The 25,637-nt window shown below is 34.2% G+C and carries 27 protein-coding genes; 7 read left to right on the forward strand and 20 right to left on the reverse strand.

The window, feature by feature from the left end:
- Position 1 precedes the first annotated feature (1 nt).
- Both LpgJCM5343_RS06765 and yjbM read right to left on the reverse strand, forming a co-directional pair.
- Positions 2–805, reverse strand: coding sequence for an NAD kinase (locus LpgJCM5343_RS06765; RefSeq protein WP_003646970.1), 804 nt, complete (start codon positions 803–805; stop codon positions 2–4).
- Positions 805–1,431: a GTP diphosphokinase gene (gene yjbM, locus LpgJCM5343_RS06770; RefSeq protein ID WP_003646968.1), complete on the reverse strand. Its 627-nt coding sequence runs from the start codon at positions 1,429–1,431 to the stop codon at positions 805–807. The genes LpgJCM5343_RS06765 and yjbM overlap by 1 nt, the downstream gene beginning before the upstream one ends.
- Before the next feature lie 77 nt (positions 1,432–1,508).
- Between yjbM and LpgJCM5343_RS06775 the strand changes: the two genes are divergently transcribed.
- Together LpgJCM5343_RS06775 and LpgJCM5343_RS06780 are read left to right on the forward strand one after the other, a co-directional pair.
- Positions 1,509–2,132: a CYTH domain-containing protein gene (locus tag LpgJCM5343_RS06775; protein ID WP_039156031.1), complete on the forward strand. Its 624-nt coding sequence runs from the start codon at positions 1,509–1,511 to the stop codon at positions 2,130–2,132.
- A gap of 70 nt (positions 2,133–2,202) precedes the next feature.
- Complete coding sequence (locus LpgJCM5343_RS06780) at positions 2,203–2,808, forward strand: DsbA family protein (protein ID WP_174705300.1); 606 nt, start codon at positions 2,203–2,205, stop codon at positions 2,806–2,808.
- 9 nt (positions 2,809–2,817) lie between these two features.
- On the opposite strand, the gene LpgJCM5343_RS06785 is transcribed toward LpgJCM5343_RS06780, so the two are convergent.
- From LpgJCM5343_RS06785 to LpgJCM5343_RS06810, 6 genes are all read right to left on the reverse strand, one after another.
- Entirely contained in the window at positions 2,818–3,690 is an 873-nt protein-coding gene (locus tag LpgJCM5343_RS06785; RefSeq protein WP_065423754.1) for a competence protein CoiA, read from the reverse strand.
- A 59-nt stretch (positions 3,691–3,749) separates the two neighbouring features.
- Positions 3,750–4,403 (reverse strand): adaptor protein MecA, encoded by a 654-nt coding sequence (locus LpgJCM5343_RS06790; protein ID WP_039156029.1) that lies wholly within the window; start codon positions 4,401–4,403, stop codon positions 3,750–3,752.
- Between the two features lie 103 nt (positions 4,404–4,506).
- Entirely contained in the window at positions 4,507–4,908 is a 402-nt protein-coding gene (gene spxA / locus LpgJCM5343_RS06795; RefSeq protein WP_003648406.1) for a transcriptional regulator SpxA, read from the reverse strand.
- Between the two features lie 196 nt (positions 4,909–5,104).
- Positions 5,105–6,844, reverse strand: a complete 1,740-nt coding sequence (ptsP, locus tag LpgJCM5343_RS06800; RefSeq protein ID WP_113576201.1) for a phosphoenolpyruvate--protein phosphotransferase — start codon at positions 6,842–6,844, stop codon at positions 5,105–5,107.
- Entirely contained in the window at positions 6,844–7,110 is a 267-nt protein-coding gene (locus LpgJCM5343_RS06805) for a phosphocarrier protein HPr (RefSeq protein WP_003646961.1), read from the reverse strand. The genes ptsP and LpgJCM5343_RS06805 overlap by 1 nt, the downstream gene beginning before the upstream one ends.
- Before the next feature lie 119 nt (positions 7,111–7,229).
- Positions 7,230–7,412, reverse strand: coding sequence for a hypothetical protein (locus LpgJCM5343_RS06810; protein ID WP_003646960.1), 183 nt, complete (start codon positions 7,410–7,412; stop codon positions 7,230–7,232).
- Between the two features lie 206 nt (positions 7,413–7,618).
- Between LpgJCM5343_RS06810 and LpgJCM5343_RS06815 the strand changes: the two genes are divergently transcribed.
- Together LpgJCM5343_RS06815 and LpgJCM5343_RS06820 are read left to right on the forward strand one after the other, a co-directional pair.
- Entirely contained in the window at positions 7,619–9,787 is a 2,169-nt protein-coding gene (locus tag LpgJCM5343_RS06815) for an ATP-dependent Clp protease ATP-binding subunit (RefSeq protein WP_101890842.1), read from the forward strand.
- Positions 9,788–9,917: 130 nt separating this feature from the next.
- Complete coding sequence (locus LpgJCM5343_RS06820) at positions 9,918–10,196, forward strand: DUF1827 family protein (protein WP_285020322.1); 279 nt, start codon at positions 9,918–9,920, stop codon at positions 10,194–10,196.
- 52 nt (positions 10,197–10,248) lie between these two features.
- Here the strand turns inward: LpgJCM5343_RS06820 and LpgJCM5343_RS06825 are convergent, their stop codons facing one another.
- A complete protein-coding gene (locus LpgJCM5343_RS06825; protein ID WP_020806726.1) occupies positions 10,249–11,817 on the reverse strand; it encodes a peptide chain release factor 3 in 1,569 nt (522 codons plus the stop codon).
- Positions 11,817–12,683, reverse strand: a complete 867-nt coding sequence (locus LpgJCM5343_RS06830; protein WP_003648401.1) for a hemolysin family protein — start codon at positions 12,681–12,683, stop codon at positions 11,817–11,819. The genes LpgJCM5343_RS06825 and LpgJCM5343_RS06830 overlap by 1 nt, the downstream gene beginning before the upstream one ends.
- Positions 12,684–12,797: 114 nt before the next feature.
- On the opposite strand from LpgJCM5343_RS06830, the gene LpgJCM5343_RS06835 reads away from it, so the two are divergent.
- The gene (locus LpgJCM5343_RS06835; protein WP_020806728.1) at positions 12,798–13,259 is read left to right on the forward strand and encodes a hypothetical protein; all 462 of its coding nucleotides are present in this window, start codon (positions 12,798–12,800) and stop codon (positions 13,257–13,259) included.
- Positions 13,260–13,262: 3 nt separating this feature from the next.
- On the opposite strand, the gene LpgJCM5343_RS06840 is transcribed toward LpgJCM5343_RS06835, so the two are convergent.
- The 3 genes from LpgJCM5343_RS06840 to recX are packed head-to-tail and all read right to left on the reverse strand — an operon-like array spanning position 13,263 to position 15,174.
- A complete protein-coding gene (locus LpgJCM5343_RS06840; protein WP_101890844.1) occupies positions 13,263–13,760 on the reverse strand; it encodes a hypothetical protein in 498 nt (165 codons plus the stop codon).
- Positions 13,732–14,322, reverse strand: coding sequence for a DUF402 domain-containing protein (locus LpgJCM5343_RS06845; RefSeq protein ID WP_101890845.1), 591 nt, complete (start codon positions 14,320–14,322; stop codon positions 13,732–13,734). Before LpgJCM5343_RS06845 ends, LpgJCM5343_RS06840 begins: the two co-directional genes overlap by 29 nt.
- Before the next feature lie 36 nt (positions 14,323–14,358).
- Positions 14,359–15,174 (reverse strand): recombination regulator RecX, encoded by an 816-nt coding sequence (recX, locus tag LpgJCM5343_RS06850; RefSeq protein WP_101890846.1) that lies wholly within the window; start codon positions 15,172–15,174, stop codon positions 14,359–14,361.
- 128 nt (positions 15,175–15,302) lie between these two features.
- Here recX and rlmD point away from each other — a divergent pair, with 128 nt between their 5' ends.
- Positions 15,303–16,682, forward strand: a complete 1,380-nt coding sequence (gene rlmD / locus LpgJCM5343_RS06855; RefSeq protein WP_174705301.1) for a 23S rRNA (uracil(1939)-C(5))-methyltransferase RlmD — start codon at positions 15,303–15,305, stop codon at positions 16,680–16,682.
- Between the two features lie 315 nt (positions 16,683–16,997).
- Here the strand turns inward: rlmD and LpgJCM5343_RS06860 are convergent, their stop codons facing one another.
- The 4 genes from LpgJCM5343_RS06860 to LpgJCM5343_RS06875 all read right to left on the reverse strand — a co-directional run bounded on the left by LpgJCM5343_RS06860 (position 16,998) and on the right by LpgJCM5343_RS06875 (position 21,611).
- Complete coding sequence (locus LpgJCM5343_RS06860) at positions 16,998–18,161, reverse strand: hydroxymethylglutaryl-CoA synthase (protein ID WP_039156011.1); 1,164 nt, start codon at positions 18,159–18,161, stop codon at positions 16,998–17,000.
- Complete coding sequence (locus tag LpgJCM5343_RS06865) at positions 18,162–19,397, reverse strand: hydroxymethylglutaryl-CoA reductase, degradative (RefSeq protein ID WP_101890848.1); 1,236 nt, start codon at positions 19,395–19,397, stop codon at positions 18,162–18,164.
- Positions 19,375–20,541, reverse strand: a complete 1,167-nt coding sequence (locus LpgJCM5343_RS06870; RefSeq protein WP_101890849.1) for a thiolase family protein — start codon at positions 20,539–20,541, stop codon at positions 19,375–19,377. The genes LpgJCM5343_RS06865 and LpgJCM5343_RS06870 overlap by 23 nt, the downstream gene beginning before the upstream one ends.
- Positions 20,542–20,666: 125 nt before the next feature.
- Positions 20,667–21,611 carry an alpha/beta hydrolase gene (locus LpgJCM5343_RS06875; RefSeq protein WP_113532455.1) on the reverse strand — a complete coding sequence of 315 codons (945 nt, stop codon included), beginning with the start codon at positions 21,609–21,611 and terminating at the stop codon, positions 20,667–20,669.
- 75 nt (positions 21,612–21,686) lie between these two features.
- Between LpgJCM5343_RS06875 and LpgJCM5343_RS06880 the strand changes: the two genes are divergently transcribed.
- A complete protein-coding gene (locus tag LpgJCM5343_RS06880; protein ID WP_003648391.1) occupies positions 21,687–21,983 on the forward strand; it encodes a hypothetical protein in 297 nt (98 codons plus the stop codon).
- A 43-nt stretch (positions 21,984–22,026) separates the two neighbouring features.
- Here the strand turns inward: LpgJCM5343_RS06880 and LpgJCM5343_RS06885 are convergent, their stop codons facing one another.
- The 3 genes from LpgJCM5343_RS06885 to LpgJCM5343_RS06895 form a co-directional block, all read right to left on the reverse strand.
- Positions 22,027–22,839: a Cof-type HAD-IIB family hydrolase gene (locus LpgJCM5343_RS06885; RefSeq protein WP_101890851.1), complete on the reverse strand. Its 813-nt coding sequence runs from the start codon at positions 22,837–22,839 to the stop codon at positions 22,027–22,029.
- A 13-nt stretch (positions 22,840–22,852) separates the two neighbouring features.
- Positions 22,853–24,022 (reverse strand): MFS transporter, encoded by a 1,170-nt coding sequence (locus LpgJCM5343_RS06890; RefSeq protein ID WP_101890852.1) that lies wholly within the window; start codon positions 24,020–24,022, stop codon positions 22,853–22,855.
- 106 nt (positions 24,023–24,128) lie between these two features.
- Complete coding sequence (locus tag LpgJCM5343_RS06895; RefSeq protein WP_039156000.1) at positions 24,129–25,466, reverse strand: glutamine synthetase family protein; 1,338 nt, start codon at positions 25,464–25,466, stop codon at positions 24,129–24,131.
- Positions 25,467–25,637 lie beyond the last annotated feature (171 nt).

A 25,637-nucleotide genomic window follows, 5' to 3' on the forward strand; every position in this document is an offset into this window, starting at 1 on the left:
ATTATTTATTTTTAGGTTGCCCAATAAAGGCATCCTCTACCCGATTCCAAAAATGAGTATGTTGATACTTATCAAACCGAATAACATGTTGAGAAATACGGTATTCAATTTTCTTAATATGCTTATGATTAAATTCATATCCATCATAGGTTACTACGTAGTGATCATCACTTTCTGGTTTAATAGTTATCCATTCATCTGGAGCAATAACTATTGGCGATGACAAAGTTCTGAAAACACGGTTATTAATCGAAGCTATTTCAGTCATCTGCAGGGCTTTTAAACGGGGGTGAATAACTGCGCCGCCTAAAGATTTGCTATAAGCGGTAGAACCTGTAGGCGTTGAAACACATAAGCCGTCTCCTTTAAAGCTCTCAAAGAATTGATCTCTAATATAAACATCAGCCTTTAAAGTCTTTGAAACTCGTTTAATTGTTGCTTCATTCAAAGCGAGCAACTTTTTCTTTTCACCTGAACCAGTAGTAATAATTAACTCTAGCAGTGGATAAGAAGCGGAAGAGGGTTGCTTCTTAGTTAAATTATCAACCATCTTGCCAATTTCAAAGTTACGCCAATCAGTATAAAAGCCTAAGTGTCCTGTATGTACACCAATAAACCTTATTTGATCAACTAAATTTTGATATTTGTGAAAACCCGAAATTAAAGTTCCATCTCCCCCAATTGTGATTACCACATCAGGATTCTCAGGATCAATTTCAATCTTTCTAGAATCAAGTAATTTTTCTAATGCCTTAACTACTGCCAAGGTTTCAACTTTTTCATTATAAACGAGTGCGACTTTCATTATTGTTCTTTTCCTTTAGATTTAGTAAAAATTCTCTGTGCTTCCTGCACTTCATCTTTAATTGATGACATTTCTTCATCTAACTTATAAGCAGCTTCAGCTGTTGATTTAAGTCGCTTAGAAATATCTTCTGGGTACTTCCCTTGATATTTATAATTTAAAGTATGCTCTACTGTTGCCCAAAAATTCATTGCCAAGGTCCGAATTTGAATTTCGGCAATAATCTTTTTTGGTCCATCAGGTAAAAAAACAGAATATTCAATTACCATATGGTAAGAACGGTATCCAGATGGTTTTGCGTTTTGAATATAGTCCCTTTCTTCAATTACCTGCATATCTTGACGCTGGTGAATTAGGTCAACTACTCGATAAATATCATCCACAAATTGACACATAATTCGAATGCCAGCTATATCTTGCATATCGTTCTCAATGACATCAGGAGCAATAACTCGCCGCGTCATTTTTTCTTTAATTGAATCGACGGTTTTTACGCGTCCGACCACGAATTCAATCGGCGAATGCTCACCCTTGTTTAAAAAACTTTGTCTAAGTGATCGAAATTTAACTTTTAATTCAGATACAGCCTGTTGATAAGGCCATAAAAATAAATCCCAATCTTTCATGTATAAATCCTTTCCGTTTCAAACAAAATTATTCTACCATAGAGAGGGATAACATTAACTAGTGAAAGGATAAAATTATGAGTAAAAATTTAGAAATTGAATCAAAAACACTCCTAGATAAAGATACCTACGAAAAAATGCGTGATGCATTTACCGCTAAATCAGATTTTATTCAAAAGAACTACTACTTTGATACACCTGATTTTGACTTAAAAAATAGTGATGCCAGTTTAAGAATTAGAATTCTAGTTGATCACGCTGAACAAACTATTAAGGTTAAGGAAACCAAACCTAAAGAAAATAAATATAGTGAAAGAGTAGAAATTAATGATCTTTTGTCAGTAGCCCAAGCCGAGCAAATGGCTCAAAGTGCATATGAAGGTACTTTTTTCTTATTTGGCGGTGATGTTGGTAATTATTTACAAAAACATTATTCTAAAGAATCCATTCACTCTTTAAAATTAATTTCTTGGAGTCAAACACGGAGAATATTAGCCGTTGGACCAGAAAATTGTGAATTAACTCTTGATTTAACAGAATTTCCAGATGGCTATTATGACTTTGAATTAGAAATTGAAAATGATGATCCAGCAACTATAAAAAAAGTACTTGCTGAATTAGAAAAGCAGTTTGATTTCAAAGCTAACAAGGAAAATACTAACCAAAGTAAAGTAAAACGTGCTTGGGAACACAAAAAATAAAACAAATTTTTTCCCATTTCGTTCATTTTCTGATACAGTATTCATGAACTTGGACGGAGGAAATAGCAAAATGTTTGAAATATTTTTCTTTGTTAATCCGATTGGAATTAACTGTTATCAAAATGAACAGGAAATAATTGCTGCAGTCAGTGTTTATAAACAAAATATTTCTTACCACTTTATTCCCATGACTACCATGAACACAATTCGTAACGATATCAGAGCGAGACATCTTTCATCAAGTAATGTCGAAATTTTTAACACTTTTAGTCAAAGTGCTTACAATGCAACCAAAGATTATCACACCCTAAAATTAATAGTAGGTAATAAAAAGGCTAGACAATATATCATTAAATTGCAACATGCTATTAATGATATGGGCAAAATTTATTCATCAGAGCTTATTAATGAAATTTTGAGCTCACTAAATGTTTCGATTAAGAGCTTCAAAAAGAATCGAGAATCGAATTACATCAAGCTTTCAATGGATAAAGACTTAAAACTTGCCGATGACTTGAATGTTGTAACTACTCCAACTACGATTATTTTTAATTATGATAATGACCGTGGAGACTCAGGAATGATGATTGAAGGTTGTGCAAATCGAGAAGAAATTGAGTCAGCAATTACTGGGGATAGACAAACTAGTAGTGATAATAGTTTACGCTTATTATAATTTATTGAGCTAACTGGCTTTTAAGTCAGCTAGCTTTTTTTGTAGAAAAATTATTATTGGACTTTTTTCCTTCGGCTCTCGTAATTTTAAGAAGAGTTCATCTGGAATATCTGCCACAGAATAATGTAACTGATATAATAACGAAGCAATTTTCAGTCCCAGTTTACTTTTTTGATTAATTTGCTTTTGTAGATATATTTTTTGATCTTGAATATAGCTTATTTTATTTTTTCTAGTAGATGGAATGAAAGTAAACAAGCTTGCCACGCCTCTTTCATCTAATGAAAAAGTTTTAATTTCATAACTTAGTTCAGAACTAAGTGCTGCCATTAAAATATTATATTTTAATGTAATCACACAACTAAATGGATTAATTTCTAAATAATACCATTGCCATTGTGTACTGTATCTTAAAAAGATTTTTTGAGAACGATTAATTTTATTTTTCAAATAATGCCTTTTCCCGACAATCCAAATATCTTTAATCTGCAATTTTTTATATAAGGCATGGCGATGTGCAAATTCTGCCCCACTCAAGGGTGCGCATTGCACTTCAAAAGATAATCTATTTTCTACTAATACATCTGCTCTCAATTGTTGATCTAAAAGTGGAACTTCAATATCTGCTCGAAGTCCATTTGCTTTTAACGCAGTGCACAATAACTGTTTTGCCTGTAAATGCTCTTCCTTTTCCCCTGTTCCCTTTACCTGATAAAAATGTTTAAAAAATGGCTTTTTTTCTTCCGATAAAATCAGAATCATTCGATGCCGACAAGATGGACAAAGATAAGATTCTTGATTCAACTTTTTTAATCCCTTACTAACTTGTTCTGCTTCATTAATTGCTAAGACTAATTTTTGATTTAAAATAGCAGCATACATTTTATCGCCCATTATTATATACGCAAAAAGGAGATGATTTTTTTCATCTCCTTTATTTTTTAATCAAAATATTGTCTTAGATTTCCTAACGCGTCTTGCCTAATCAAACACTTTGCATTTTTCTTTATTTTTTGGAATTGCTTTTCTGTCATTCCATTTCCATATTCATTAGCAATTACCCACGTATCTTCAGGCTTTAATTCAACATAATTGTCATCTAAGTAGGCTAAATCTAAATAATATTCATGATGGTAAGTATATAAACTAGATGCTAAGCCATCAACTTTTAATGCATCCGCTAAGGCGGCAACTAAATCAATACTATCAATCTTAAAGACTCGGCGATTATCACTAATTAATTTATCTTGATTATTAATTTTTGTTTTACGATCATCATTATCCGATCCGGCGCCTAATCCCTTTAACAGATCACGTAATTGATCGTTAGGGTTATCACCGACATCTTCATCACTATCAGGTACTTTAGAAATTAGTAACTCTAATCCAGAACTACTTGGCATAACTTGAAAAGTAACTGGATCGCCTTTAGCAAAAGTATGATCTGTATCGACTTCACTTAAAATTTGATAGAAGAAATGTTGAATTTGACTTTTATTTCCTAATAAATCGAGCATTGTTATTCCGCGCTCTTTAAGTTCATCTGCATCCATTGTTACACGAATGGTGTTCTCACTTATTCTGTGTACTTCCACTTGTTATCACCTCGAAGTCTCTTGTCTTTAATACATTGTAACCTATTTTCTTGCTCATACAAAAACGCTAGCTTAAAAAGGCTAACGTTTTTACAATTTTTAATTAAAGATCAGCTGTCATTGCTTGGATTTCTTCAAGCTCTAAACGACGAACCTTTCGAGGAAGAAATCTTCTAATTTCATCTTCGTTATATCCTACTTGCAAACGTCTGTCATCCATAATGATTGGACGTCTTAATAAACTTGGATTTTTTTCAACAAGATCAATTAATTGATCAATTGATAAGTCATCTAAATTGATTTTTAAATTTTGGAAAGTACGAGAACGAGTAGAAATTATTTCTTCCGTTCCATTTTCAGTCATACGTAAAATTTGCATGATTTCTTCTTTGTTCAATGGATTAGCAAAAATGTTTCTTTCCTTAAAAGGAATATCGTGTTCTTTTAACCATGCTTTTGCCTTACGACATGACGTACAACTTGGTGATGTATATAAATTTAACACTTAACTCCACACTCCTTTGCGTGTAGAAAAATAACTACTGTTTCACTTACAATTATTATTGTATCACAAATACTTGTTTTTTGTAAGTTGTAATTAGATTTCTTCTTATTATCTTACAAATATTACTTTATCAGTAAATAATGAAGTTTGTGTGAAGTTTTGAAAGAAAAAAGAGTACTTACGTACTCTTTTTCTATTAATCATTAATGTTAAGCTTCTTCATAGTTTCTTCAACTAACTTCTTGTTTTCATCGGCAGTTTCTGAAACAAAACAAGCTTTATTAGCTAATTCTTTAATATCTTCAGTATTGATCTTCTTCATCAAACTTCTGATACGTAAGATTGAAGTTGCACTCATCGAATATTCATCAAGTCCCATTGATAAAAGAATTGGGAACATGATATCATCACCAGCAGCTTCACCACACATACCACACCAAATACCGTTTTCATGAGCACCATCAATAGTGTGCTTAATCAAACGTAAAACAGATGGGTTATATGGTTGATAAAGATAAGAAACATTATCGTTACCACGATCGGCAGCCATAGTATATTGGATTAAATCGTTAGTTCCAATTGAGAAGAAATCAACTTCTTTAGCAAATTGGTCAGCTAACACTGCAGCAGCTGGAACTTCGATCATCATACCAACTTGTAGGTCGTCACCGACCTTCACGCCTTCTTTAACAAGTTTATCTTTTTCTTCAGCTAAGATTTGCTTAGCTTCACGTAATTCTGCCAAAGTACCAATCATTGGGAACATAATTCCTAATGGACCATATGCAGAAGCACGAAGTAAAGCTCTTAATTGAGTTATAAAGATATCCTTGTATTGCATTGAAAGACGAATAGCACGAACACCTAGGAATGGGTTCATTTCTTCTGGAAGATCCCAATAATCTAAGTGCTTGTCACCACCGATATCACAAGTTCTAATGATAGTTTGCTTACCATCCATATCTTTGATAACTTCCTTATAAGCATCGAATTGAGCTTCTTCAGATGGGAAGTCTTTTGAATTCATGTATAAGAATTCAGTTCTGTACAAACCAATTGCTTCAGCACCGTTTTCTTTTACACCCTTCATATCATTAGGAGTACCAATGTTAGCGGCAATGATAAACTTCTTATTATCTGCAGTTACAGATGGTTCATTCTTTAACTTCTTCCATTCTTCCTTTTGCTTAGCAAAGGCTTCACCTTTCTTGGTGTACTCTTCAACTTGAGCATCAGTTGGGTTAACAATAGCATCACCATCTAAACCGTCAGCAATAAGCATATCACCATCTTTAACGTCTTTAGTAATGCTTTCAGTACCTACAACAGCTGGAATTTCTAATGAACGAGCCATGATTGCTGAGTGAGCAGTTCTACCACCAATATCAGTTACAAATCCCTTAACATACTTTTTGTTAAGTTGAGCTGTATCACTTGGTGTTAAATCATAAGCCACAACAACAACTTCATGGTCAATAGCTGCAGGATCTGGTAATTTCTTACCAAGAAGGTGTGCCATAATACGTTTTGAAACATCACGTACGTCAGCTGCACGTTCTTGCATATATGCATTATCAGTCATGCCTTCAAAGATGGTAATAAACTTTTGAGCAGTTTCATCTAATTCAGCTTCAGCATTAACTTTTTGATCTTTGATTTCTGTTTCAATGGCACCAGTAAATTCTGGGTCACTTAGGAAGAGAAGGTGAGCATCAAAAACTTGTGCTTCTTCTGCTCCTAAACTTTCCTTAGCCTTATCACGAACTTTTTCCAGTTCTTTAGTTGATTCTTCAACAACTTTTTTAAAACGAGCTACTTCAGCATCAACATCGCTAACTGAGGTTTTAGAAAACGAAAGGTCAGGTTCTACCAAAAGGTAGGCTGGTGCAACTGCAATACCATCACTGGCAGCAATTCCCTTTAAAGTTTTCGACATTATTCAGCTAAACCTTCCTTTTTCATAGTGTCAGCAATAGCTTCGATTGCTTCTTTAGCATCGTCACCATCAGCAGTAATAGTTACATCTGCACCTTGGCCAACACCTAAAGACATAACACCCATAATTGACTTCAAGTTTACTGATTTACCGTTGTATTCCAAGTTAATATCTGAATTAAACTTAGATGCTGCTTGTACCAACAAAGTAGCTGGACGAGCATGAATACCAGTTTCAGCAACAATATGAAATTCGCGTTTTTCCATTTTAAATTATCTCCTTTAAAATCAAAAATAATCGGGAGTTTTATACCCACTCGTTTATTAGGTTATCATGTTTTTTAAATGAAAACAACACAAATGTAAATGTTTACATTATAAGTTGCTTAATTTTCATTATCAGATAAGGTATAGATTATATCCCCACCACGTTGAGCAATTCCAGTTATACTTTGCCTTTTACCATAGCTTCTAAGTGCCAATTGAAATTGAAAGGCATCTTTAGGACTAACTCTATATTCTTTTAGTTCGCCACTCACGATTTGATCTAGTATTTTTTTATAATCCATATCTTATAAATTTCACTCCTTAAATTTTGTTAGTCTAGTAAAAAATTAATTCTTCACCTATTGTAGCAATTATTCATCAAAAATCTAATCTAACTACTTGCAATTAGTAAGTATCCGTACTATGATATTACCAAGTTAGCACTTGAGTATCAAGAGTGCTAAAATAACAATATAGCCTGTATATTATAAGAAAGGCGGAAATATTAATGCTATGCGATAACTGTCATGAACGTCCTGCCTCAATTCATCTTTATACAAATGTTAATGGGCAAGATCGTGAAATATCATTATGCCAACAATGTTATCAAGAATTAAAAAATCAACAAGGACAAATTAATAATATGAATAATAACAATGCTTTTTTTGGCGATTTTGATGATTTATTAAACGCCTTAAACAATAGTAATAACGAACAAAATAACTCTCAAGAACGGGATCCACGAATGCAAATGGGTGGTGGACGTCGCGGTGGTAATAACGGTGGTCAAAAATCATTATTAGACCAATATGGAACTGACTTAACTGATCTAGCAAAGAAAGGAAAAATTGATCCAGTTATTGGACGTGATAAAGAAATCGCTAGAGTTATTGAGATCTTAAACAGACGTACCAAAAACAATCCAGTTCTAATTGGAGAAGCCGGCGTTGGTAAAACAGCCGTTGTTGAAGGACTAGCACAACAAATTGTCGACGGATCCGTTCCTGCTAAGCTACAAGATAAGCGTATTATTTCACTAAATATGGTTTCGATGGTTCAAGGTACTGGCATTCGTGGTCAATTTGAACAAAGAATGCAGCAACTAATTAAAGAACTTGAACAAAATGACAATATCATTTTATTTATTGATGAAATTCATGAATTAGTCGGTGCGGGTAACGCTGAAGGTGGTATGGACGCTGGCAATATTATCAAACCAGCCTTAGCTCGTGGAGATTTCCAACTAATTGGTGCAACTACCATCAAAGAATATCGAAACATTGAGAAAGATTCTGCTTTAGCACGTAGGTTTCAACCAGTTGAAGTTAAAGAACCAACTACTGAAGAAACAGTTAAAATTTTACAAGGTATTCGTAAACGCTACGAAGATTATCACCATGTTCATTATACTGATGAAGCAATTCAAGCTGCCGTTGCCCTTTCATCTCGTTACATTCAAGATCGTTTCTTACCTGATAAAGCCATTGACCTTCTAGACGAAGCTGGTTCAAGAATGAACCTTACCATTCCTTATGTCGATAGCGAAAAAATCAAAGAAAGATTAGATGCAGCTGAAAACTTAAAGCAAGAAGCCTTGAAGAATGAAGACTATGAAAAAGCAGCATACTATCGCGATCAAATTGAAAAATATGAAAAATTAAAAGATCAAAAAGTAGATCCAGATCACACACCTCAGATTACCGAAAAGATCATGAATAAGATTGTTGAAGAAAAAACTAATATTCCTGTTGGCGACCTACAAAAACAGGAAGAAACTCAATTAAAGAACTTATCAACCGATCTTAAAGATAATGTAATTGGTCAAAATAAAGCTGTTGAAACTGTTGCTCGCGCAATTCGTCGTAACCGTGTTGGTTTTAACAAGTCCGGCCGTCCAATTGGCTCATTCCTTTTTGTAGGACCAACTGGCGTTGGTAAAACAGAGTTAGCTAAGCAATTAGCTAAACAAATCTTTGGTACTGAAGATGCGATGATTCGTTTTGACATGAGTGAATATATGGAACAATATTCAGTATCTAAGTTAATTGGCTCTGCTCCAGGTTACGTAGGATACGAAGAAGCAGGTCAATTGACTGAGAGAGTACGTCACAATCCTTACAGCTTAATTCTATTTGACGAAATTGAAAAGGCTCATCCGGATGTACTTCACCTTTTCTTACAAATTCTTGACGATGGTCGCTTAACTGATTCACAAGGTCGTACTGTTTCATTTAAAGACACAATTATTATTATGACTTCTAATGCTGGTCAAGGAATTAAAGAAGCAAACGTTGGTTTTGCTGCTGAAAACAGTCATCAAGAACAATTTAAGAATACCCTTGGTCAATACTTCAAACCTGAATTTTTAAATAGACTAGATGATATTGTTGAATTTAATTCACTTGATAAGAAGGACTTAATTAAGATTGTCGACTTGATGCTTGCTAATACTAACAATATGGTTAAAGATCAAGGTCTTCATATTGAAGTTACTCCAGAAGCAAAGGAACTACTTGTAGAAAAAGGCTATGATCCATCTATGGGTGCTCGTCCTCTTCGTCGTACAATCCAAGAAGAAATCGAAGACAAAGTTGCAGATTACAAGTTAGACAATCCTGCAGCTAAAAAATTAAAGGCTAGTGTAGTAGATAACAACATTGTAATCAGTGAAAATTAAGTCTCCCAATACTAAGTAAGAGCCACATAAATGTGACTCTTTTTTTATTTATTTTTATAAATCTTCTAAAAAGGTTATACTTAAGTTGGGATTTTAAAGACACATTTATATTATCGAGGTTATAAATATGATGCATTTAATTGATATTACAAATAGCTACCGTGATTTAGTTCAAAGACAGCTAGCAGCTACCAATAGTCAATTCGTAAAGGTTTACTCTTTAGGTAATACCACAATAGTATATAGCGAAACTACTGATAAAATCGAAATCGTAATGGAAAATCATAAACGTCCTATTAGACAAGACGAAGTAGAGTTTGTCATTAAGCGTTTAATTCATGAAGATCGCATTTACGATATAACAGTTGATAAGAGTAGAAAGATTATTTCTATTACTTGCGATCGATAAAATCGCATTTAAAAAGCCATGGAAAATTCCATGGCTTTTTATTTGGGCTTTATTATAATCTTGAAGTTAATTCAACATCTGGATATTTATCTTTAAACCATCTTTCTGCAAAAGCATTTTCAAACAGAAATAGTGGCTCACCATTTCTATCTTTTACTAACAAGTTACGCGAAGATGACATCTTAGGATCTAACTGATCTGGATTAATCCAGCGTGCTACACGATTACCTAAAGTATGAAGCTCTACTTCTGAATTATATTCGTTCTTCATTCTAAAAGAAAAGACTTCAAACTGTAATTGACCAACTGCACCTAGGATATAATCATCAGTTGCATAACCACGATAAAGCTGAATTGCACCTTCTTGAACCAGTTGGTTCATCCCTTTATGGAAAGACTTTTGCTTCATAACATTCTTAGCAGTCACACGCATAAAGATTTCTGGTGTAAATTGCGGCAAAGCTGGATAAACAATCTTTTTCTTACCAGCGTAAATTGAATCACCAATTTGAAAGTTACCTGTGTCATATAAACCAACTATATCGCCAGCAACCGCATCAGAAACTTGAACTCGTTCGCTAGACATAAATTCAGTTGCATTATTTAATCTAACTGGCTTTCCAGTTCTAGCTAAAGTTACGTCAATCCCCTTTTTAAATTCCCCGCTTCCGATTCTTACAAAGGCAATTCGATCACGATGGTTAGGATTCATATTAGCCTGAATCTTAAAAACAAACCCAGAAAATTCAGGATCGTCTGCAGCTAATTTTTCATCATCATTAACAACATGTTCTTGAGGAGCTGGGGCTAAATTAACAAAACTATCTAAAAAAGTCTCAACACCAAAATTAGTTAAAGCAGATCCAAAGAAGACTGGAGTCTGGTCTCCTTTTAAGATTTTTTCTTTATCAAAAGTATTTCCTGCTTCTTTTAACAAATCAATGTCATCTAAAGTTGATTGATATAAACTATCTTGTGCTAAAGGTTCATCTTCTGATAATTTTCCATTTTTATCTAATGGTAAATAGCGATCATCATCATCTTTTCGATAAAGTTCAACACGATTATTTGCAATATCGTATAATCCTTTTAATTGCTTTCCCATACCAATTGGCCAGTTCATGGCTACGCCTTCAATACCGAGCAAATCTTCTAATTCAGCAATTAAATCTAGCGGTTCGCGTCCATCACGATCAAGCTTATTCATAAAAGTAAAGATAGGAATGCCACGCTTTTTTACAACCTTAAATAACTTTTTGGTTTGAGGCTCAATACCCTTAGCTGAATCAATAACCATTACCGCAGCATCAACTGCCATTAAAGTCCGGTAAGTATCTTCAGAGAAATCTTGGTGTCCAGGAGTATCAAGAATATTGATTCTCTTTCCCTGATATTCAAACTGCATTACTGAACTAGTTACTGAAATACCACGCTTCTTTTCAATTGCCATCCAGTCACTAGTTGCATAATGTCCACTTTTACGTGCTTTAACCGTACCTGCACTTCTAATTACTCCACCAAAAAGAAGCATTTGCTCAGTAATTGTTGTCTTACCCGCATCAGGGTGAGAAATAATCGCAAATGTGCGTCTTTTTTTCACTTCATCAGTTAACTTTGTCATTAATCTTTAGCTTCTTCCTTTTCTTGTTTTTCTGGAATTGTAAGTAACAGCGTTAATAAACGCGAACCCTTCATGCGTCTAGTTGTTAAAACCATCCCATTATCAAGTTTGACGCTTAGCTTTTCTCCTTTAGCTGGAATCATCCCTAATTTAGTGATTACGTAACCAGCAACAGTATCCACGTCTTCCATTGCTAAATCGGTTCCGAATTCTTCATTAAAATCAGCTAAAGGCATCTTCCCGTAAATTACATATTCTCTTGGAGAGATTTTTGAAAATAGGACTTCAGCCTTATCAACCTCATCATCAATGTCACCAACAATTTCTTCAATTAAATCTTCAATTGTTGCTAGTCCTACGACACCACCATATTCATCAGTTAAAATTGCAAGCTGCCTTTGAGTTTGCTGCATCTCAACTAACAATTCACCCAATTCAATTGTTTCAGGTGCAAATAAAGGCTTAAACATTACCTGATCGTAATCTAACTTATCAAAACCGATCTTATGGGCTTTTCGTAAAACCGTTCTAATATGAATGACGCCAACAATCTTATCCTTGTCACCATCATAGACCGGTACTCTTGAATAAGGTTCTTTTAAGATTTGATCTAAGTTTTCTTGAAAATTATCATTGATATCAACCATAAAGGCATCTGTTCTAGGAACCATTACTTCTCGAGCCATTTTTTCTTCAAACTCAAGAATACCTTCCATCATTGAAAATTCACGATCACTAATCTCTTTTTGTTCATGTAATTTATTTAAAATTTTATTTAGCTTGCGTTGTCCATCAATATCTTCATCGCCGCGAAATTTAGCTCTTAATTTGCTAAATATATCACCCGCACCGGGATCACTACTCATCTTAAATTCTCTCTTTCTATTACTGCCTTAATCCCTATTTTAATCATAATTATCGGTAATTATATCATACGGTAATCTATGATAAAATAAGGGACAAGAAATGGGGTCTTATAGATGAAAAAACAAAATATCTACTTGGTATTTACATTCTTATTATTAATTCCGTATCTTTGCAGTTTAACCTTAATCGGCATCTGCTACAATGCTTTAGTTAGACACTCTAGCGATCTTTTTCGAAGTTTTATTGGTGCCTTAGTTGGAACAATTATCATGTTTGCTATCAAGGCAACCATTCAACGACCACTTGATTTGGTCTCCGCTAAAGTACCAGATAACTTCTTTAAGCAAATCCTACGTTTCTACAGCATTCGTAGACGTAAACTTTTTCTAATTGGCAACTGTTTAGTTGACTTTGTGCTTTGCTGGCTTGCGATGGATCTTGTGAGAAGTTGTTTCTCATTATCCTTTATTATTGGTAACTCGGTTGGCATTGTTTTATTAATCATGCTAATTTCGACATGTATTGGTGCTTATATCGAATATGACAACCTATCTATTGACCCCAAGCAGAAATAATTATTATTTAGCATTACCGTCAGAACTGGCATCCAGATATAAAATCTGTGCCAGTTCTTTTGTTTCTAAGTTCAACTTTGCTAAAACATACGGTTTTTCACTATCTCCCAGATTCTCATACATTGTAATACCATCTTTAGATAATTTATCTAAAAAAGTCGGAATCACAAAATTTAAAGGTTGACTAAAGAAAGCCAAATTACTATTAGGCGTATCAATTTCCGCAATTTCTGAAGCGGGCAATTCAAATTTATTTAATCCAGCACCAGGCATCTGCTTATCATCAGCTAAAACACCATACCAAAACATAAAGTTCTCTGGTCCAAACACCACCAAACTTGCACGTTCATTTTCATAGCCATTGTCTTTAATAAACTTTTGAAAGCCTGTATCATTTTCCATTTCTTGAATAGCTGCTGTATAAGTTTTATTTTCATCAATTTGGTTTGGCATAAAAACCTTACCAATAAAATTATGTGCCGAGTATTTTTCTTTCTTCATTTTCTCTCCCCTTAAAAAAACTACGATCTAAATCAGGACGTAATTGGTTATATCTTTCATACCAAATTTGTGCGAATTTTTTAGCAAACGGGCCCTTCCTTTGATCAATCCAATCTAATAATTCAAAACTAGTACTACGCAAAATACTATCAATCTCTTCACTATAATGCCAGCGTTTTTTGTTCATTGCATACTCGTCCGCATCAAGCAATCTAATCTCCCCATCAGGAAACACCTTAATATCTAAATCATAGTCAATATATTTCAGTGCTTCTCGATCTAATATAAAGGGACTAGCTAAATTAGCATAATATGCAACTCCATCAGGTCTGAGCATTGCAATCACATTAAACCAAAGTTTACGATGAAAATAAACAATTGCTGGTTCACGGCTAATCCACTTTCTACCGTCTTCTTCTGTAATCAAAGTTCGATCATTAACGCCAATAATAATATTTTGCTCTGTTTTAACTACCATAGTGTCACGCCAATTTCGATGCAACGTGCCATTATGCTTATAACTTTGAATTGCGATATAATCGCCTTCACGAGGCATTTCCATAATGTGCGCCTCCTCACTAAACATTATACCAGCAAATTAATATTCATCTATTTCTTCTAAATCTACTACTTCGCCATTTAAGAAACTATCAATTTCACTACTTGAAAAGCCATGTTGAAACAGATATCTTTTAACCTTCTGCTTCCTTTTAAAATCTTCATCTCTGCGATAGCGACGCCATGCCTTACTTCCTTGTCTTTTTAAAGCTTCGATTTGTTCATCCTCATCGTTTTCTAAATCTAATTTCTCAATTACTAATTCACCTAGCTCTTGATCAAATCCGTGAGCTCGCAATTTGGTCAACGCCTTTTGCTTAATATCCTTATATGAAAGTTTACCTACTTGATGAATAAGTGAGTGCACTAAGCGAAGACCAGCATCAATCCACTCTTCATCTTCAATTTCATAAAGTGCCTCTTGAATAACGTCAGCTGCAAGACCTTTTTGCTTTAATTTTCTATCAACAGCTCTTGGTCCATCTTTTCCAACTCGAAGATTATTCTTGATAAACAAACGAGCAAAATTGTTATCATTTAAATAATTCAACTTAATCAAATTCTTAACGGCGGCTTGACTAGCATCCTGACTAATTTCATGTTTATTTAAATACTCTAAAATTTCATATACACTACGTGGCTGATAACTTAAATAAGACATCGCTAGCTGAATAGCATGACTATCTGATTCAGCTTTTTTAATTTCTTTAATGTCTTCAGTACTTAATTCTGTTCCCTTTAAAAGTCTTTTTTCCGCTAGGGTCCTTTCACTTACGCTAAAAGCATACTCATTATCAATAAAAATATTATAGCGTCCTTTACGTTTTTGCGTGCTTATCTTAGTTATAATTGGCATTATCGCACCTTCTTCATTTTTTGGTTTCTTCTATATTATAATAAATTAAATACTTGTATCACTTGAACATAACGCTTATGCTTATTGTGACACTTTTTTCATGAATCAATCGAAATGAGGGCCTTATTTTGACAAAATTTATTAAAAACAAGCAAGAAAAAGATATTATTATCACTATTAAACGGCTAGGTATTAATGGTGAAGGGATCGGATATTATAAAAAGAAAATTATTTTTATTCCCGGTGCTCTTCCAGGTGAAGTTGTTGTTGCAAAAATCATTGATAGACACCCACATTATTTAGAGGGCGAATTAGTTCGAATTAAAGAAAAGTCTCCAGATAGAGTGGCTTTCCCGAAGGGCGTAAATCCGGCCGTTGGCGGCTTAGAATTAGCTCATCTTTCTTATCCAAAACAACTTGAGTTTAAGCAACACCTAATTCTAGAATCTCTTAGAAAATATCATCCAAGAGACTACATTAAGTATAAAGTCAAAAAGACTATTTCAGCTCCAAATGCCTGGCACTATCGCAATAAAGCTCAATACCAAATTGAATTCAATAAAGGAAAGAGTAAACTTGGCCTGTACGCTCCTAACTCACGTCGTTTAATTGATCTTCCTGAAATGCCAACTCAAACAAAAGAAACACAAAAAACAGAGCGTGAAATTAAAAAGTTAATCGATAAACTTCATATTCGAATTGCTGACTTTAGACGTCATAATGATGGTATTAAAACTATTGTAGTTCGTCAAAGCCATGCTAGTGGGGAAATCCAAGTAACTTTAATTACAATTGGTAAAAAAATTAGAGACCTTAAATTACTAGCCAGCCAAATTATGAAACTTCCTAATGTAGTTTCTGTTTTTCAAAATGAAACACAATGGCAAAATCCTCAAGTTTGGGGCAACAAGACAATTAAATTGTTTGGAAAATCACATATTATCGAAGAAATACTAGGTAAGAAATTTAAACTCTCACCTCGTGCATTTTTCCAGTTAAATCCAGAACAAACTAGTACGCTTTATTCAGAGGCACTTAAATACCTAGACTTAACTCCAGATCAAACTTTAATTGACGCTTATGCTGGGGTTGGTACTCTAGGGATTCTAGCAAGTGACCAAGTTAGACAAGTCATTGGGATTGAATCTATTCCTGAAGCTGTAATTGATGCCCAAGAGAACTGCCACTTGAATCATGTGAGAAATGCAGAATATATTCAAGGAAATGTTGAAAAGTTACTTCCTGAATTAAAAAATCAAGGTGTCCCAATTGATGCTTTGATCGTCGATCCTCCACGTACAGGATTAAGCAAAAAGTTAATTAAGACTCTACTTGAAGTAAAACCAGAAACCTTTGTTTATGTTTCTTGTAACCCAGCTACACTTGCAAAAGATTTAGTTCTTTTAAGCGAAGCTTACGACGTTCGCGTTATTCAACCAGTTGATATGATGCCTCAAACTCCACGCTGGGAAGGTGTTACAAAATTAGTTTTAAGAAAAAATAAGTAAGTAAAATAATATTATTTTTAGCAGTCCTAGGGACTGCTTTTTTTGCTCATAAAAAAAGGTTGTAGACTGCCTGGTCTACAACCTTTTTTCAAGTGGATGAGGTAAATACTATCTAGCGCCATAACATCAGTATCTGGGTTCAATATTATGACTTGATCAACATCACTTGTTTGCATCTGTATTGAATAACGACTATTTGATCTTACTAAGAGAATCTTGTCTTTAAAACACTACAATCTGGAGATAAAAACTTTTTACAATATTATTCTACCTCTCCACATGTCTTATTATAACAACTATGTAAGCGAATACAAGCTATTTAACTTTATATTGACGAATATCATCACAAATTCCCGCAAAATAATATCTCCCTTTTTCTTCATCACTAGTAAGTTCAACATTATTTTGGGGATCTACTAAACTCGCTGAAAAGATTTTCTCATATTCAGGAACACTTAATTTCTTTCTTTTATCTAATAAAGCCTCATCAGCATCCTTATCAAGCTCATTCTCATATCCTTCAACTACATTTGCTGAATAAAATTCGGCCATGGCACCTGAGCCATAAGAAAATAACCCAATTAAATCGCCAGCTTTTAAACCACCATTTTCAAGTAAACTAAGTAAACTCAAATACAAAGATCCAGTATAAATATTGCCAACATTAGCATTTAATTCTTTAGACGCAGTAAACCTATCCATTAAGCGGGCATTTGTTTCTTCATCTACTCCCTCAATGGCTAAACGATTAGCCTTCAACCCCATTTTAGTAAAAGGTAAGTGATAAATAATAGCAGCAAAATCTTTTGTTTCAAGTCCCTTTTGCTTCTTATAATCAGAAAAAGTATGTTTAAAAAAATTTAAATAAACTTGAGTTGAATATTTTCCGTCTACTTTGGCAGTTTTAGAATAATTTGGTCGCCAGAAATCATTAATATCTTCACTATAAGCGCTATGGCCTTCATTAATTTCTAGAATTCTTGGATTGCTAGAGATTAATAAACTAACGCTTCCTGCTCCCTGAGTTACTTCGCCAGCAGTATTGATTCCATAGCGAGCAATATCACTACCAATAACAATTGCAGTTTGATCAGGATGAAGTCGTACAAAATCTTGAGCAATCATTACCCCTGCTGTTAATCCAAAACATGCTTCTTTAACTTCAAACGCTCTAACGGTTGGATCAAGTTTTAAAGCTGATTTTACAAATAAAGAACCTGATTTAGATTGATCAACACTACTTTCAGTACCAAAAATCAAAAGCCCAACTTTAGATTTGTCAATTTTGTTTATATACCGTAATGTAGCATTAATTCCCATTGAAACCGCATCTTGAGTTGGATCAGCCACGCTCATCCTTTTCTGCCCAATTCCAATTAAAAATTTATTTGGATCTTGGTTTCGTGCATGAGCCAAATCTACCATATCTACATACTTATTTGGAGTAAAATATCCAATTTGATCAATTCCAACCTTCATTTAATTCTTTTCCTTTCTTATTTCATCTAAAAATCTCACAGCGGCTTCTTGAGTATATTGTTTACTTTCTTGCAGCTTTTCTAAAACCTTTGCCTTCTCATCTTCATTAGCCTTTAAAGTAGCAACCAAGTTTCTTGCTTGCAATTTCATATGACCAGCCTGAATTCCCTTAGTAGAAATTGCTAATAGTGCTGAAAAATTATTGGCTAAACCAGTTGCCGCAATGATCTCGGCTAATTGTTCAGCAGACACCTTACCTAATAAGTTAAAACTCTGCTGAATATCTCGACGAGCCTTGATAGAACCACCAACTACACCAATTGCTAAGGGGATCGTTACTGTTCCAATTAATCTATCATTTGCGATGCTCCACTTACTAAGTGAAGTATAGCTACCATCTTTATTCGCCCATACGGCAGTTGCTGCTTCTACTCCGCGATAATCATTACCTGTTGCTACTAAGACGCTATCAACACCGTTCATTATTCCTTTATTATTAGTTACGGCTCGATAAATATCCGTTTGACCAATTTCACTAAGTAAAACTATTTTTTTAGCTACCTTGGGTCCACCAACGCTATTAATATCCAAACTTACTTTGGCTGTAGTTAATTGAGTCGGATAGTTAGATAAAATCGCATACATGGTTTGTTCAACATTTATCTGCTTTTCTAACTTGTTTCCTAAGAATTCTAAAATAGCATTTGTTTTATTTGCTCCCATTGCTTCTGCAGGATCAACTAATACTTTAAGAAAAACCAAATTATCTTTTCTAGAAGCTTCAATTTTTCGAACACCGCCACCATGCTTAACTAAACTAGCAAATTTACGATTAGCTAATTCAATTAACTCAGGAAATTCTTCAGTAAATCTAACTAAATCAAAATCATGTGCCACTTCTAAAACGATTTGCCCGTAGATTCCATTTCTAATGCTAACTGCTTCTACTCCACCATTTTGATTAAAAATTTTACTTGCATGATTAGCTGCTGCAACAACTGATGGTTCTTCCACCGCCATTGGCACACAATAACTTTTTTCATTGACAATTAACCTCGGTAAAATTCCCAAAGGAAGTCGAACCTGACCAACTACATTCTCACTGAGTGTATTCAATCTTGTTAAAGTATCAGAAGCTATTTTACTTAATTCAATTCCTTCTTCTTCAAGAAAGTTTCTTCTCTCTTCTGGCAACCATTGATAAAACTTCTTTTTAGATAATTCTTCTGATTTCATATGCAATTCCTTGACCGCCACCAATACATAACGAAACAATCGCTCTTCGACCATTGATCTTGCGTAAACTATTCACTGCACTTATTACTAACCGCGTACCTGTCGCACCCAATGGATGTCCTAAACTAATTGCTCCACCAGCAATATTTAGCTTTTCTTTTGGAATATTCAAATCACGAGCTACAGCATAAGCTTGCGCCGCAAATGCTTCATTAATTTCAACTAAATCATAATCATCAATTGTACTATTAGTTTCTTTTAGCAATTTTTTAATTGCAAAATATGGTGCATATCCCATATAAGCAGGATCACAGCCAATTTCCGCATAAGCACCTAAATAAGCTAATGGCGTTAAGTTAAATTCATCTAATTTTTGTTGATTGGCAAGAAGCACCATACTTGCTCCGTCAGTCAATGGAGATGAATTTCCTGCTGTAACACGACCATTTTCTTTAAATACAGGTTTAAGCTGTCCCAAGGCATCTAAACTAGTATCTGGTCGAATCGTCTCATCATGATCTAGTACTTTCCCGTTTAACTTGATAGGGGCATACTCTTCTTCAAACCAATTATTCTCTTGAGCCGCATAAGCCTTGGCATGAGAATCACGTGCGAATTCATCCATATCTTGACGAGTAACTTGGTATTTATCAGCAACATTTTCAGCAGTAATTCCCATTGGCTTTTCAGAATAGGCGTCACCAATGCCATCTATCATTAAACTATCTTGATATACTGGATTTTTATCATGCTTTTTACTCTTATTGAGTAAAAGAGGAGCATTTGTCATGCTTTCAGCTCCGCCAACAACAGCAATTTCATAATCACCAAGTAACATTTGCACTTGTGCAAACCGTAAAGCTTTTAAACTAGAACCACAAACATCGTCAATGCTTGTAGCAACAATAGACTCAGGTAATCCTGATTTTAAAGCAATTTGACGTGCAACATTTTGCCCTAAACCAGCACTTAAAACATTGCCAATTAGAATGTTATCGATTTTATCTTGCGATACTATATTCTTTTTTAATAAGCCTTTCAGTGCTAAGACACCTAAATCAACAGCATTTTCATCCTTATAAAATCCACGATATTTGCCAAAAGGAATTCGATTCATTCCTACAATATAAACATCTTGTAACACGCTTCCACCTCTTAGTAAAAATTATTACAATAACTATGATAGCTCACAAATCTAAACAGAAACAAAAAGCGCTATATTTTTTAATTAATTCTAAAAAAAGATTGCTAATCAATCTTAGCAATCTTTTACAAATATCTATTTAGAAAAGCTTTGACCTTTTTCTGATACTGAGCAGGCTCAGTTGCAAATGACTTTGCATGTTTAGCACCTGGAACAATCCAAAGCTCTTTTTTACCTTTAGAAGCTTGGTAATTATCATATACCATTTTAGTTGGAACAAAAGTATCCTTTTCTCCATGAATAAAAAACATTGGTCGCTTATTCTTTGCGACTTGTCTTATACTGCTACCATCCCCTAAGAAATATCCAGCTCTAAGTCTAGTAATTCCGCTTAACACTTCAACTAATGGAAAACGTGGAAAAGTTGGTAAATGGTACAAGTCCTCTGCTTCGTGTTCAACTTCATCCTTAACATTAGTATAACCGCAATCTTCAATATAGGCTTTTACTTGTCTCGGCATTGTTAATCCGCTTGCCATCATGGTTGTTGCTCCTCCCATACTGACACCGAAAATAGCAATTTTACTATCAGAACCATTCTTTTGAATAACTTCTTTAGCCCATTTTTTAACATCTACTTTTTCACGCCAGCCATATCCAATATAGTTTCCTTGACTTTGTCCATGTCCACGAGCATCAGGTAAAAGCGTATTATAGCCAAGTTTATGAAACATAGCTGCATAAGCTCCCATTGTATCTTTATTATTCATAAAACCATGTAGAATAATCACTGTCTTTTTAGAATTTGCAGCTGGAATATAATTTGCATCTAACTTTAAATTATCATCCGCTGACTTTATAACCCATTTTTGTTTATGAACATCTTGATACCATTTTTTCTCCCTGTAAAGCGGATCAGACTTTACTATCTTAGTATCATTACTGATAAACGACTTATGACCAGGAACGACAGCAACCTGATAAAAATATAGCCCTGCAGCTATAAAAATGCCGCAAACTGCTAAAATAGAGATAATAATAATTTTTATTTTCTTACTCTTTATCTTCATTGGAAGACCTCTATTTCAAAAATATAATCTATATTATCTCTAGTAAATATAGAAATCAAGAGCTGGTGAAATATTATGTATCTAGATGATCTTTTAACTTTAATTTCTGATCTTCATCCAAACTTTCAATTTTTTTACCAAACCAGTAAAACTGGTCCTTTATACCCTATCAGTAAAATTCAAGTCGAAGGAGATCAATGTTTGTTATTTATAGGGAAAAAGGCAAAGACAGTTACCCAAATCATGCAACTGCTTGGTAAATTAAAGTCTACTCATATTCCAGTATATGTTTATTTAAATAATTCAAATAAAAAAGCAAAAATTTTTGGTGTGCAAATTAACTTAGAAAAGGGACAAGCTTATACACTATAAAACTATATAAAAAAAGAATGAGGCTCAGCTTGACCTCATTCTTTTAGTTTTTATCTAGGTATCTATTTAAGACCTGCAATACCCCATTATCATTATTGCTAGGAGCAAGATATCTTGCATGCTCTTTCGCGATCTCCATGCCATTCTCCATCGCATAACTATATTTGGCAAAATCAAGCATCTGAATATCATTACCACTATCGCCAAAAGCAATCAAATCTTCACTAGTCAAATTAAAACGAGCAAGTAGATTCCTTAATCCAGTAGCCTTATTAATCCCATACTTAACTGCATCTATAGCTATCGGATTAGAAGCGAACGTAGTGACAAGATTTCCGTATTGTTCATTAAAATCTTGCTCAATATCTTTTGCAATTTTACTATCATAGTGAAAAGTTAATTCAATAAAAACGTCATCAGGTAAATTCTGCCAGTCACTAATTTCAGTACTTTCCTTAGCAAAATATTGCAGAAATTCTTTATCTTTTGCAGGCGCTTCAGTTCCAATATAGGCCTTTTTTCTGCCATAGGCCATTGTTGCCATACTGCCATATTTATTATGAACAAAATTAATTAAATTGATAGCTTGTTGTTTACTTAATCCTTCAACAGCAACTTCTTTCCCTTCGACAATTAATCTAGAACCATTAGCAGTTACAAAATCCATTCGATCAATAAACTCTGGAAAATCATTTTTTAACCGAGCAAATGGTCTTCCACTAGCTACAATAAATCTAATATCATGTTTTTCAAGTTTAGTTAAAACTTGATCAAATAATTGATGATCATAACTTCTCTGGTCATTCAAAAAAGTCCCATCCATATCAACAGCAACAGCTTTAAAAGGAATCTTCATCTTTTTCTCCTTACTAACGACGGCTCAAAGCACCATTCAATTTCTTACGATATACAAAATAAACAATTAAAATTATTGGCACAATAACTAATAAGACAGGATAAAAGTAAGCTGGAGCTAAATTTTGAGCAGTCACGCCACCAATCATTGGGCCAGCAGCCATTCCAATATCAAGTCCTAGATAGAATGTTGAACTAGCTAACCCCTGTTCTTCAATTGGAGCTAACATCAGAGCAGTTGACTGATTAACAGAATAAATAACCCCATAACCAATTGAAAGCATAATAGCTGCGAAACCCATCAACCAATTATTAACCATAAAAGCTGCAACAATTAAAAATAAAATTGTTGCTATTAGGCTTAGCCAAAACCAAAATCCAAAGCGAATTAAATCGAAATATTTTTTTAAACCAATTCTAATCAAGAGTAAAGCAATTGCATAGATAACAAAGAAATACCCTACCGCAATTGAAAAATGTTGTCTTTCAACATACACGACAATATCAGCTTGCGTAATAAAATATGGGATTGCAAAGAAAGTCGTTAGCAAAGCAATAGGAATAGCATCTTTTTGAATAATTTTAATTTTTCTTTTCTTGCTACTATTAATCTTAGGCTTAGCGTGATCTCCAACAAATTGGATAGAAATAATCATTAAGATTGCAGCGACTACGGCAAGCCAAAGGGCGGACTTATAACCAATAACTTTATATAGATTGATTGCTAAAGCAGGCGCAAGAGCCATTGCTAACGCATTCATCAGACCATAAAAGCCCATTGCCTCTCCAACATGACTACGCGGTACTAAAAATGCTAACCAAGTTGTCATACAAACAGTTGCTAAAACAAAGCCAGTACCGTTAATTAATCTAAAAATTAGCAACCAATTACCTGACGGAGAGAGGCAATACCCGGCAACTCCGATCAAAATCAATACTCCGCCAATAAATGATAAGCTATACTTTGAAAAACGGTCAGTTAAATTACCAGCTACTGGGCGTAAAAACATTGACACTACACTCATAATTCCAGTTATGATGCCAGCAAATACTGCACTTGCACCTAAACTGATTGCATAACCATTAATTAGCGGCGTTACAAACATTACTGAAAACATAAAAAAGAAAGACGCTGCCATAACTAAAATAACGTCTTTAGTATAAATCGATTGCTTTTTTTTCAATCACTTAACCCCTCTCTAACATACCCCTTAACTTTATCACATTTTTCAAACAATCAAAAAAGCCAGTTGAAATTACTCAACTGGCTTGATTATCTTTTTCAGTTAATTAATAACCCATGTAGCGATCTCTTTCCCAATCAGAAACTGATTGATTATATTTAGCCCATTCAAGATTCTTAGAATCAATAAAACTTTGAGTTAAATGTTCACCTAAGGCTTTTTGAATTAATGGATCAGCCTTAAATGCCTTAACAGCATTATGCAAAGTAGATGGAAGTGGTTTAATACCACGTTTAGCTCTTTCTTCTTCAGACATTTCAAAAACATTAGAAGTAATAGGTGCCATTGGTTTCTTTGCTTCTTTAATACCATTTAAACCAGCACTTAAGCATGCTGCAAGCAAAAGATATGGGTTAGCTGTTGGGTCAGCTGAACGCATTTCAAGACGAGTATTAATCTCTTCAGCATCAGGAATTCTAACAAGTGGTGAACGGTTCTTTGAAGCCCATGAAATATAAACAGGTGCTTCAAAACCTGGAATAAGACGCTTATATGAGTTAACAGTTGGATTACCAATTGCTGTAATTGCACGAGCATGTTCCAAAATACCGTTTAAGAAGTAAAGAGCAGTATCTGATAAGTGGAATTCACCATCTTTATCGTAGAAGACATTCTTGCCATCCTTAAACAAGGACATGTTAGTGTGCATCCCGTTTCCTGCTTGACCTTCTACTGGCTTAGCCATAAATGTGGCATATAAACCATGCTTTCTTGCTACTTCACGTACAACCATCTTAAAAGTTTGAACACGGTCAGCAGTTGTTAAAGCATCATCAAATCTAAAGTCAATTTCTTGTTGACCGTCTCCTACTTCATGGTGAGCTGCTTCAACTTCAAAGCCAATACTTTCTAATGTTTCAACAATATCACGACGGCATCTTGCACCTTCGTCATCAGAGGTCATATCAAAGTATGAAGCATGATCAGGAACTTCAGTAGTCCAGTTGCCATCTTCACCTAACTTAAATAAATGAAATTCTGCTTCAAAACCAATATCAAAATCAGTAAAGCCCATATCATTCATTTCTTTAAGGATACGCTTCAAGTTATTTCTTGGGTCACCTTCAAATGGTTCACCATCGGTCTTATGAACAGAACATACTAAACGACCAATCTTTCCGCCCTTTTCATCTCCCCAAGGTAAAACTGCCCAAGTTGAAAAGTCGGGATATAAAACCATGTCACTTTCTTCTAGACGAACAAAGCCATCAATTGAAGAGCCATCAAAACGGATATCGTTAGTTAAAACTTTATCTAATTGACTAGTTGGAACCTCAACAGCCTTAGAAGTTCCATTAATATCAGTAAAAGCTAATCTTAAGAAACGAACATCGTTATCCTTAACACTCTTTTTAATATCTTCTGCAGTAATAGTTTTACTCATTGTACACACCTATTCTAAAGGATTATACCTGTTCCAAGCGATTGGTATAGTCCTTAAAAATCTATTAACTACTTGTGCTAATGCACACTGAAAACAATAACAAACTAGATTGGTCTCGTCAATCAGTATTAATATTTTTTTAGATATATTTTAAACCGTTTGTTATGAATA

Origin of the sequence: Lactobacillus paragasseri, assembly GCF_003584685.1 — a bacterium.
Classification (GTDB): domain Bacteria; phylum Bacillota; class Bacilli; order Lactobacillales; family Lactobacillaceae; genus Lactobacillus; species Lactobacillus paragasseri.

Excerpts from the sequence above, each read along its gene's own strand:
- LpgJCM5343_RS06805 (WP_003646961.1), bottom strand. The coding sequence starts at position 7,110 with ATGGAAAAACGCGAATTTCATATTGTTGCTGAAACTGGTATTCATGCT.
- LpgJCM5343_RS06825 (WP_020806726.1), bottom strand. The coding sequence starts at position 11,817 with ATGACAAAGTTAACTGATGAAGTGAAAAAAAGACGCACATTTGCGATT.
- LpgJCM5343_RS06875 (WP_113532455.1), bottom strand. The coding sequence starts at position 21,611 with ATGAAGATAAAGAGTAAGAAAATAAAAATTATTATTATCTCTATTTTA.
- LpgJCM5343_RS06895 (WP_039156000.1), bottom strand. The coding sequence starts at position 25,466 with ATGAGTAAAACTATTACTGCAGAAGATATTAAAAAGAGTGTTAAGGAT.
- LpgJCM5343_RS06860 (WP_039156011.1), bottom strand. The coding sequence starts at position 18,161 with ATGAAGGTTGGAATTGATCAAATTGGATATTTTACTCCAAATAAGTAT.
- recX (WP_101890846.1), bottom strand. The coding sequence starts at position 15,174 with ATGCCAATTATAACTAAGATAAGCACGCAAAAACGTAAAGGACGCTAT.
- LpgJCM5343_RS06835 (WP_020806728.1), top strand. The coding sequence starts at position 12,798 with ATGAAAAAACAAAATATCTACTTGGTATTTACATTCTTATTATTAATT.
- LpgJCM5343_RS06780 (WP_174705300.1), top strand. The coding sequence starts at position 2,203 with ATGTTTGAAATATTTTTCTTTGTTAATCCGATTGGAATTAACTGTTAT.
- LpgJCM5343_RS06845 (WP_101890845.1), bottom strand. The coding sequence starts at position 14,322 with ATGGAAATGCCTCGTGAAGGCGATTATATCGCAATTCAAAGTTATAAG.
- LpgJCM5343_RS06865 (WP_101890848.1), bottom strand. The coding sequence starts at position 19,397 with ATGAAATCAGAAGAATTATCTAAAAAGAAGTTTTATCAATGGTTGCCA.
- LpgJCM5343_RS06885 (WP_101890851.1), bottom strand. The coding sequence starts at position 22,839 with ATGAAGATTCCTTTTAAAGCTGTTGCTGTTGATATGGATGGGACTTTT.
- LpgJCM5343_RS06840 (WP_101890844.1), bottom strand. The coding sequence starts at position 13,760 with ATGAAGAAAGAAAAATACTCGGCACATAATTTTATTGGTAAGGTTTTT.
- LpgJCM5343_RS06880 (WP_003648391.1), top strand. The coding sequence starts at position 21,687 with ATGTATCTAGATGATCTTTTAACTTTAATTTCTGATCTTCATCCAAAC.
- ptsP (WP_113576201.1), bottom strand. The coding sequence starts at position 6,844 with ATGTCGAAAACTTTAAAGGGAATTGCTGCCAGTGATGGTATTGCAGTT.
- LpgJCM5343_RS06775 (WP_039156031.1), top strand. The coding sequence starts at position 1,509 with ATGAGTAAAAATTTAGAAATTGAATCAAAAACACTCCTAGATAAAGAT.
- yjbM (WP_003646968.1), bottom strand. The coding sequence starts at position 1,431 with ATGAAAGATTGGGATTTATTTTTATGGCCTTATCAACAGGCTGTATCT.
- LpgJCM5343_RS06815 (WP_101890842.1), top strand. The coding sequence starts at position 7,619 with ATGCTATGCGATAACTGTCATGAACGTCCTGCCTCAATTCATCTTTAT.
- LpgJCM5343_RS06810 (WP_003646960.1), bottom strand. The coding sequence starts at position 7,412 with ATGGATTATAAAAAAATACTAGATCAAATCGTGAGTGGCGAACTAAAA.
- LpgJCM5343_RS06785 (WP_065423754.1), bottom strand. The coding sequence starts at position 3,690 with ATGTATGCTGCTATTTTAAATCAAAAATTAGTCTTAGCAATTAATGAA.
- LpgJCM5343_RS06765 (WP_003646970.1), bottom strand. The coding sequence starts at position 805 with ATGAAAGTCGCACTCGTTTATAATGAAAAAGTTGAAACCTTGGCAGTA.
- LpgJCM5343_RS06820 (WP_285020322.1), top strand. The coding sequence starts at position 9,918 with ATGCATTTAATTGATATTACAAATAGCTACCGTGATTTAGTTCAAAGA.
- LpgJCM5343_RS06830 (WP_003648401.1), bottom strand. The coding sequence starts at position 12,683 with ATGAGTAGTGATCCCGGTGCGGGTGATATATTTAGCAAATTAAGAGCT.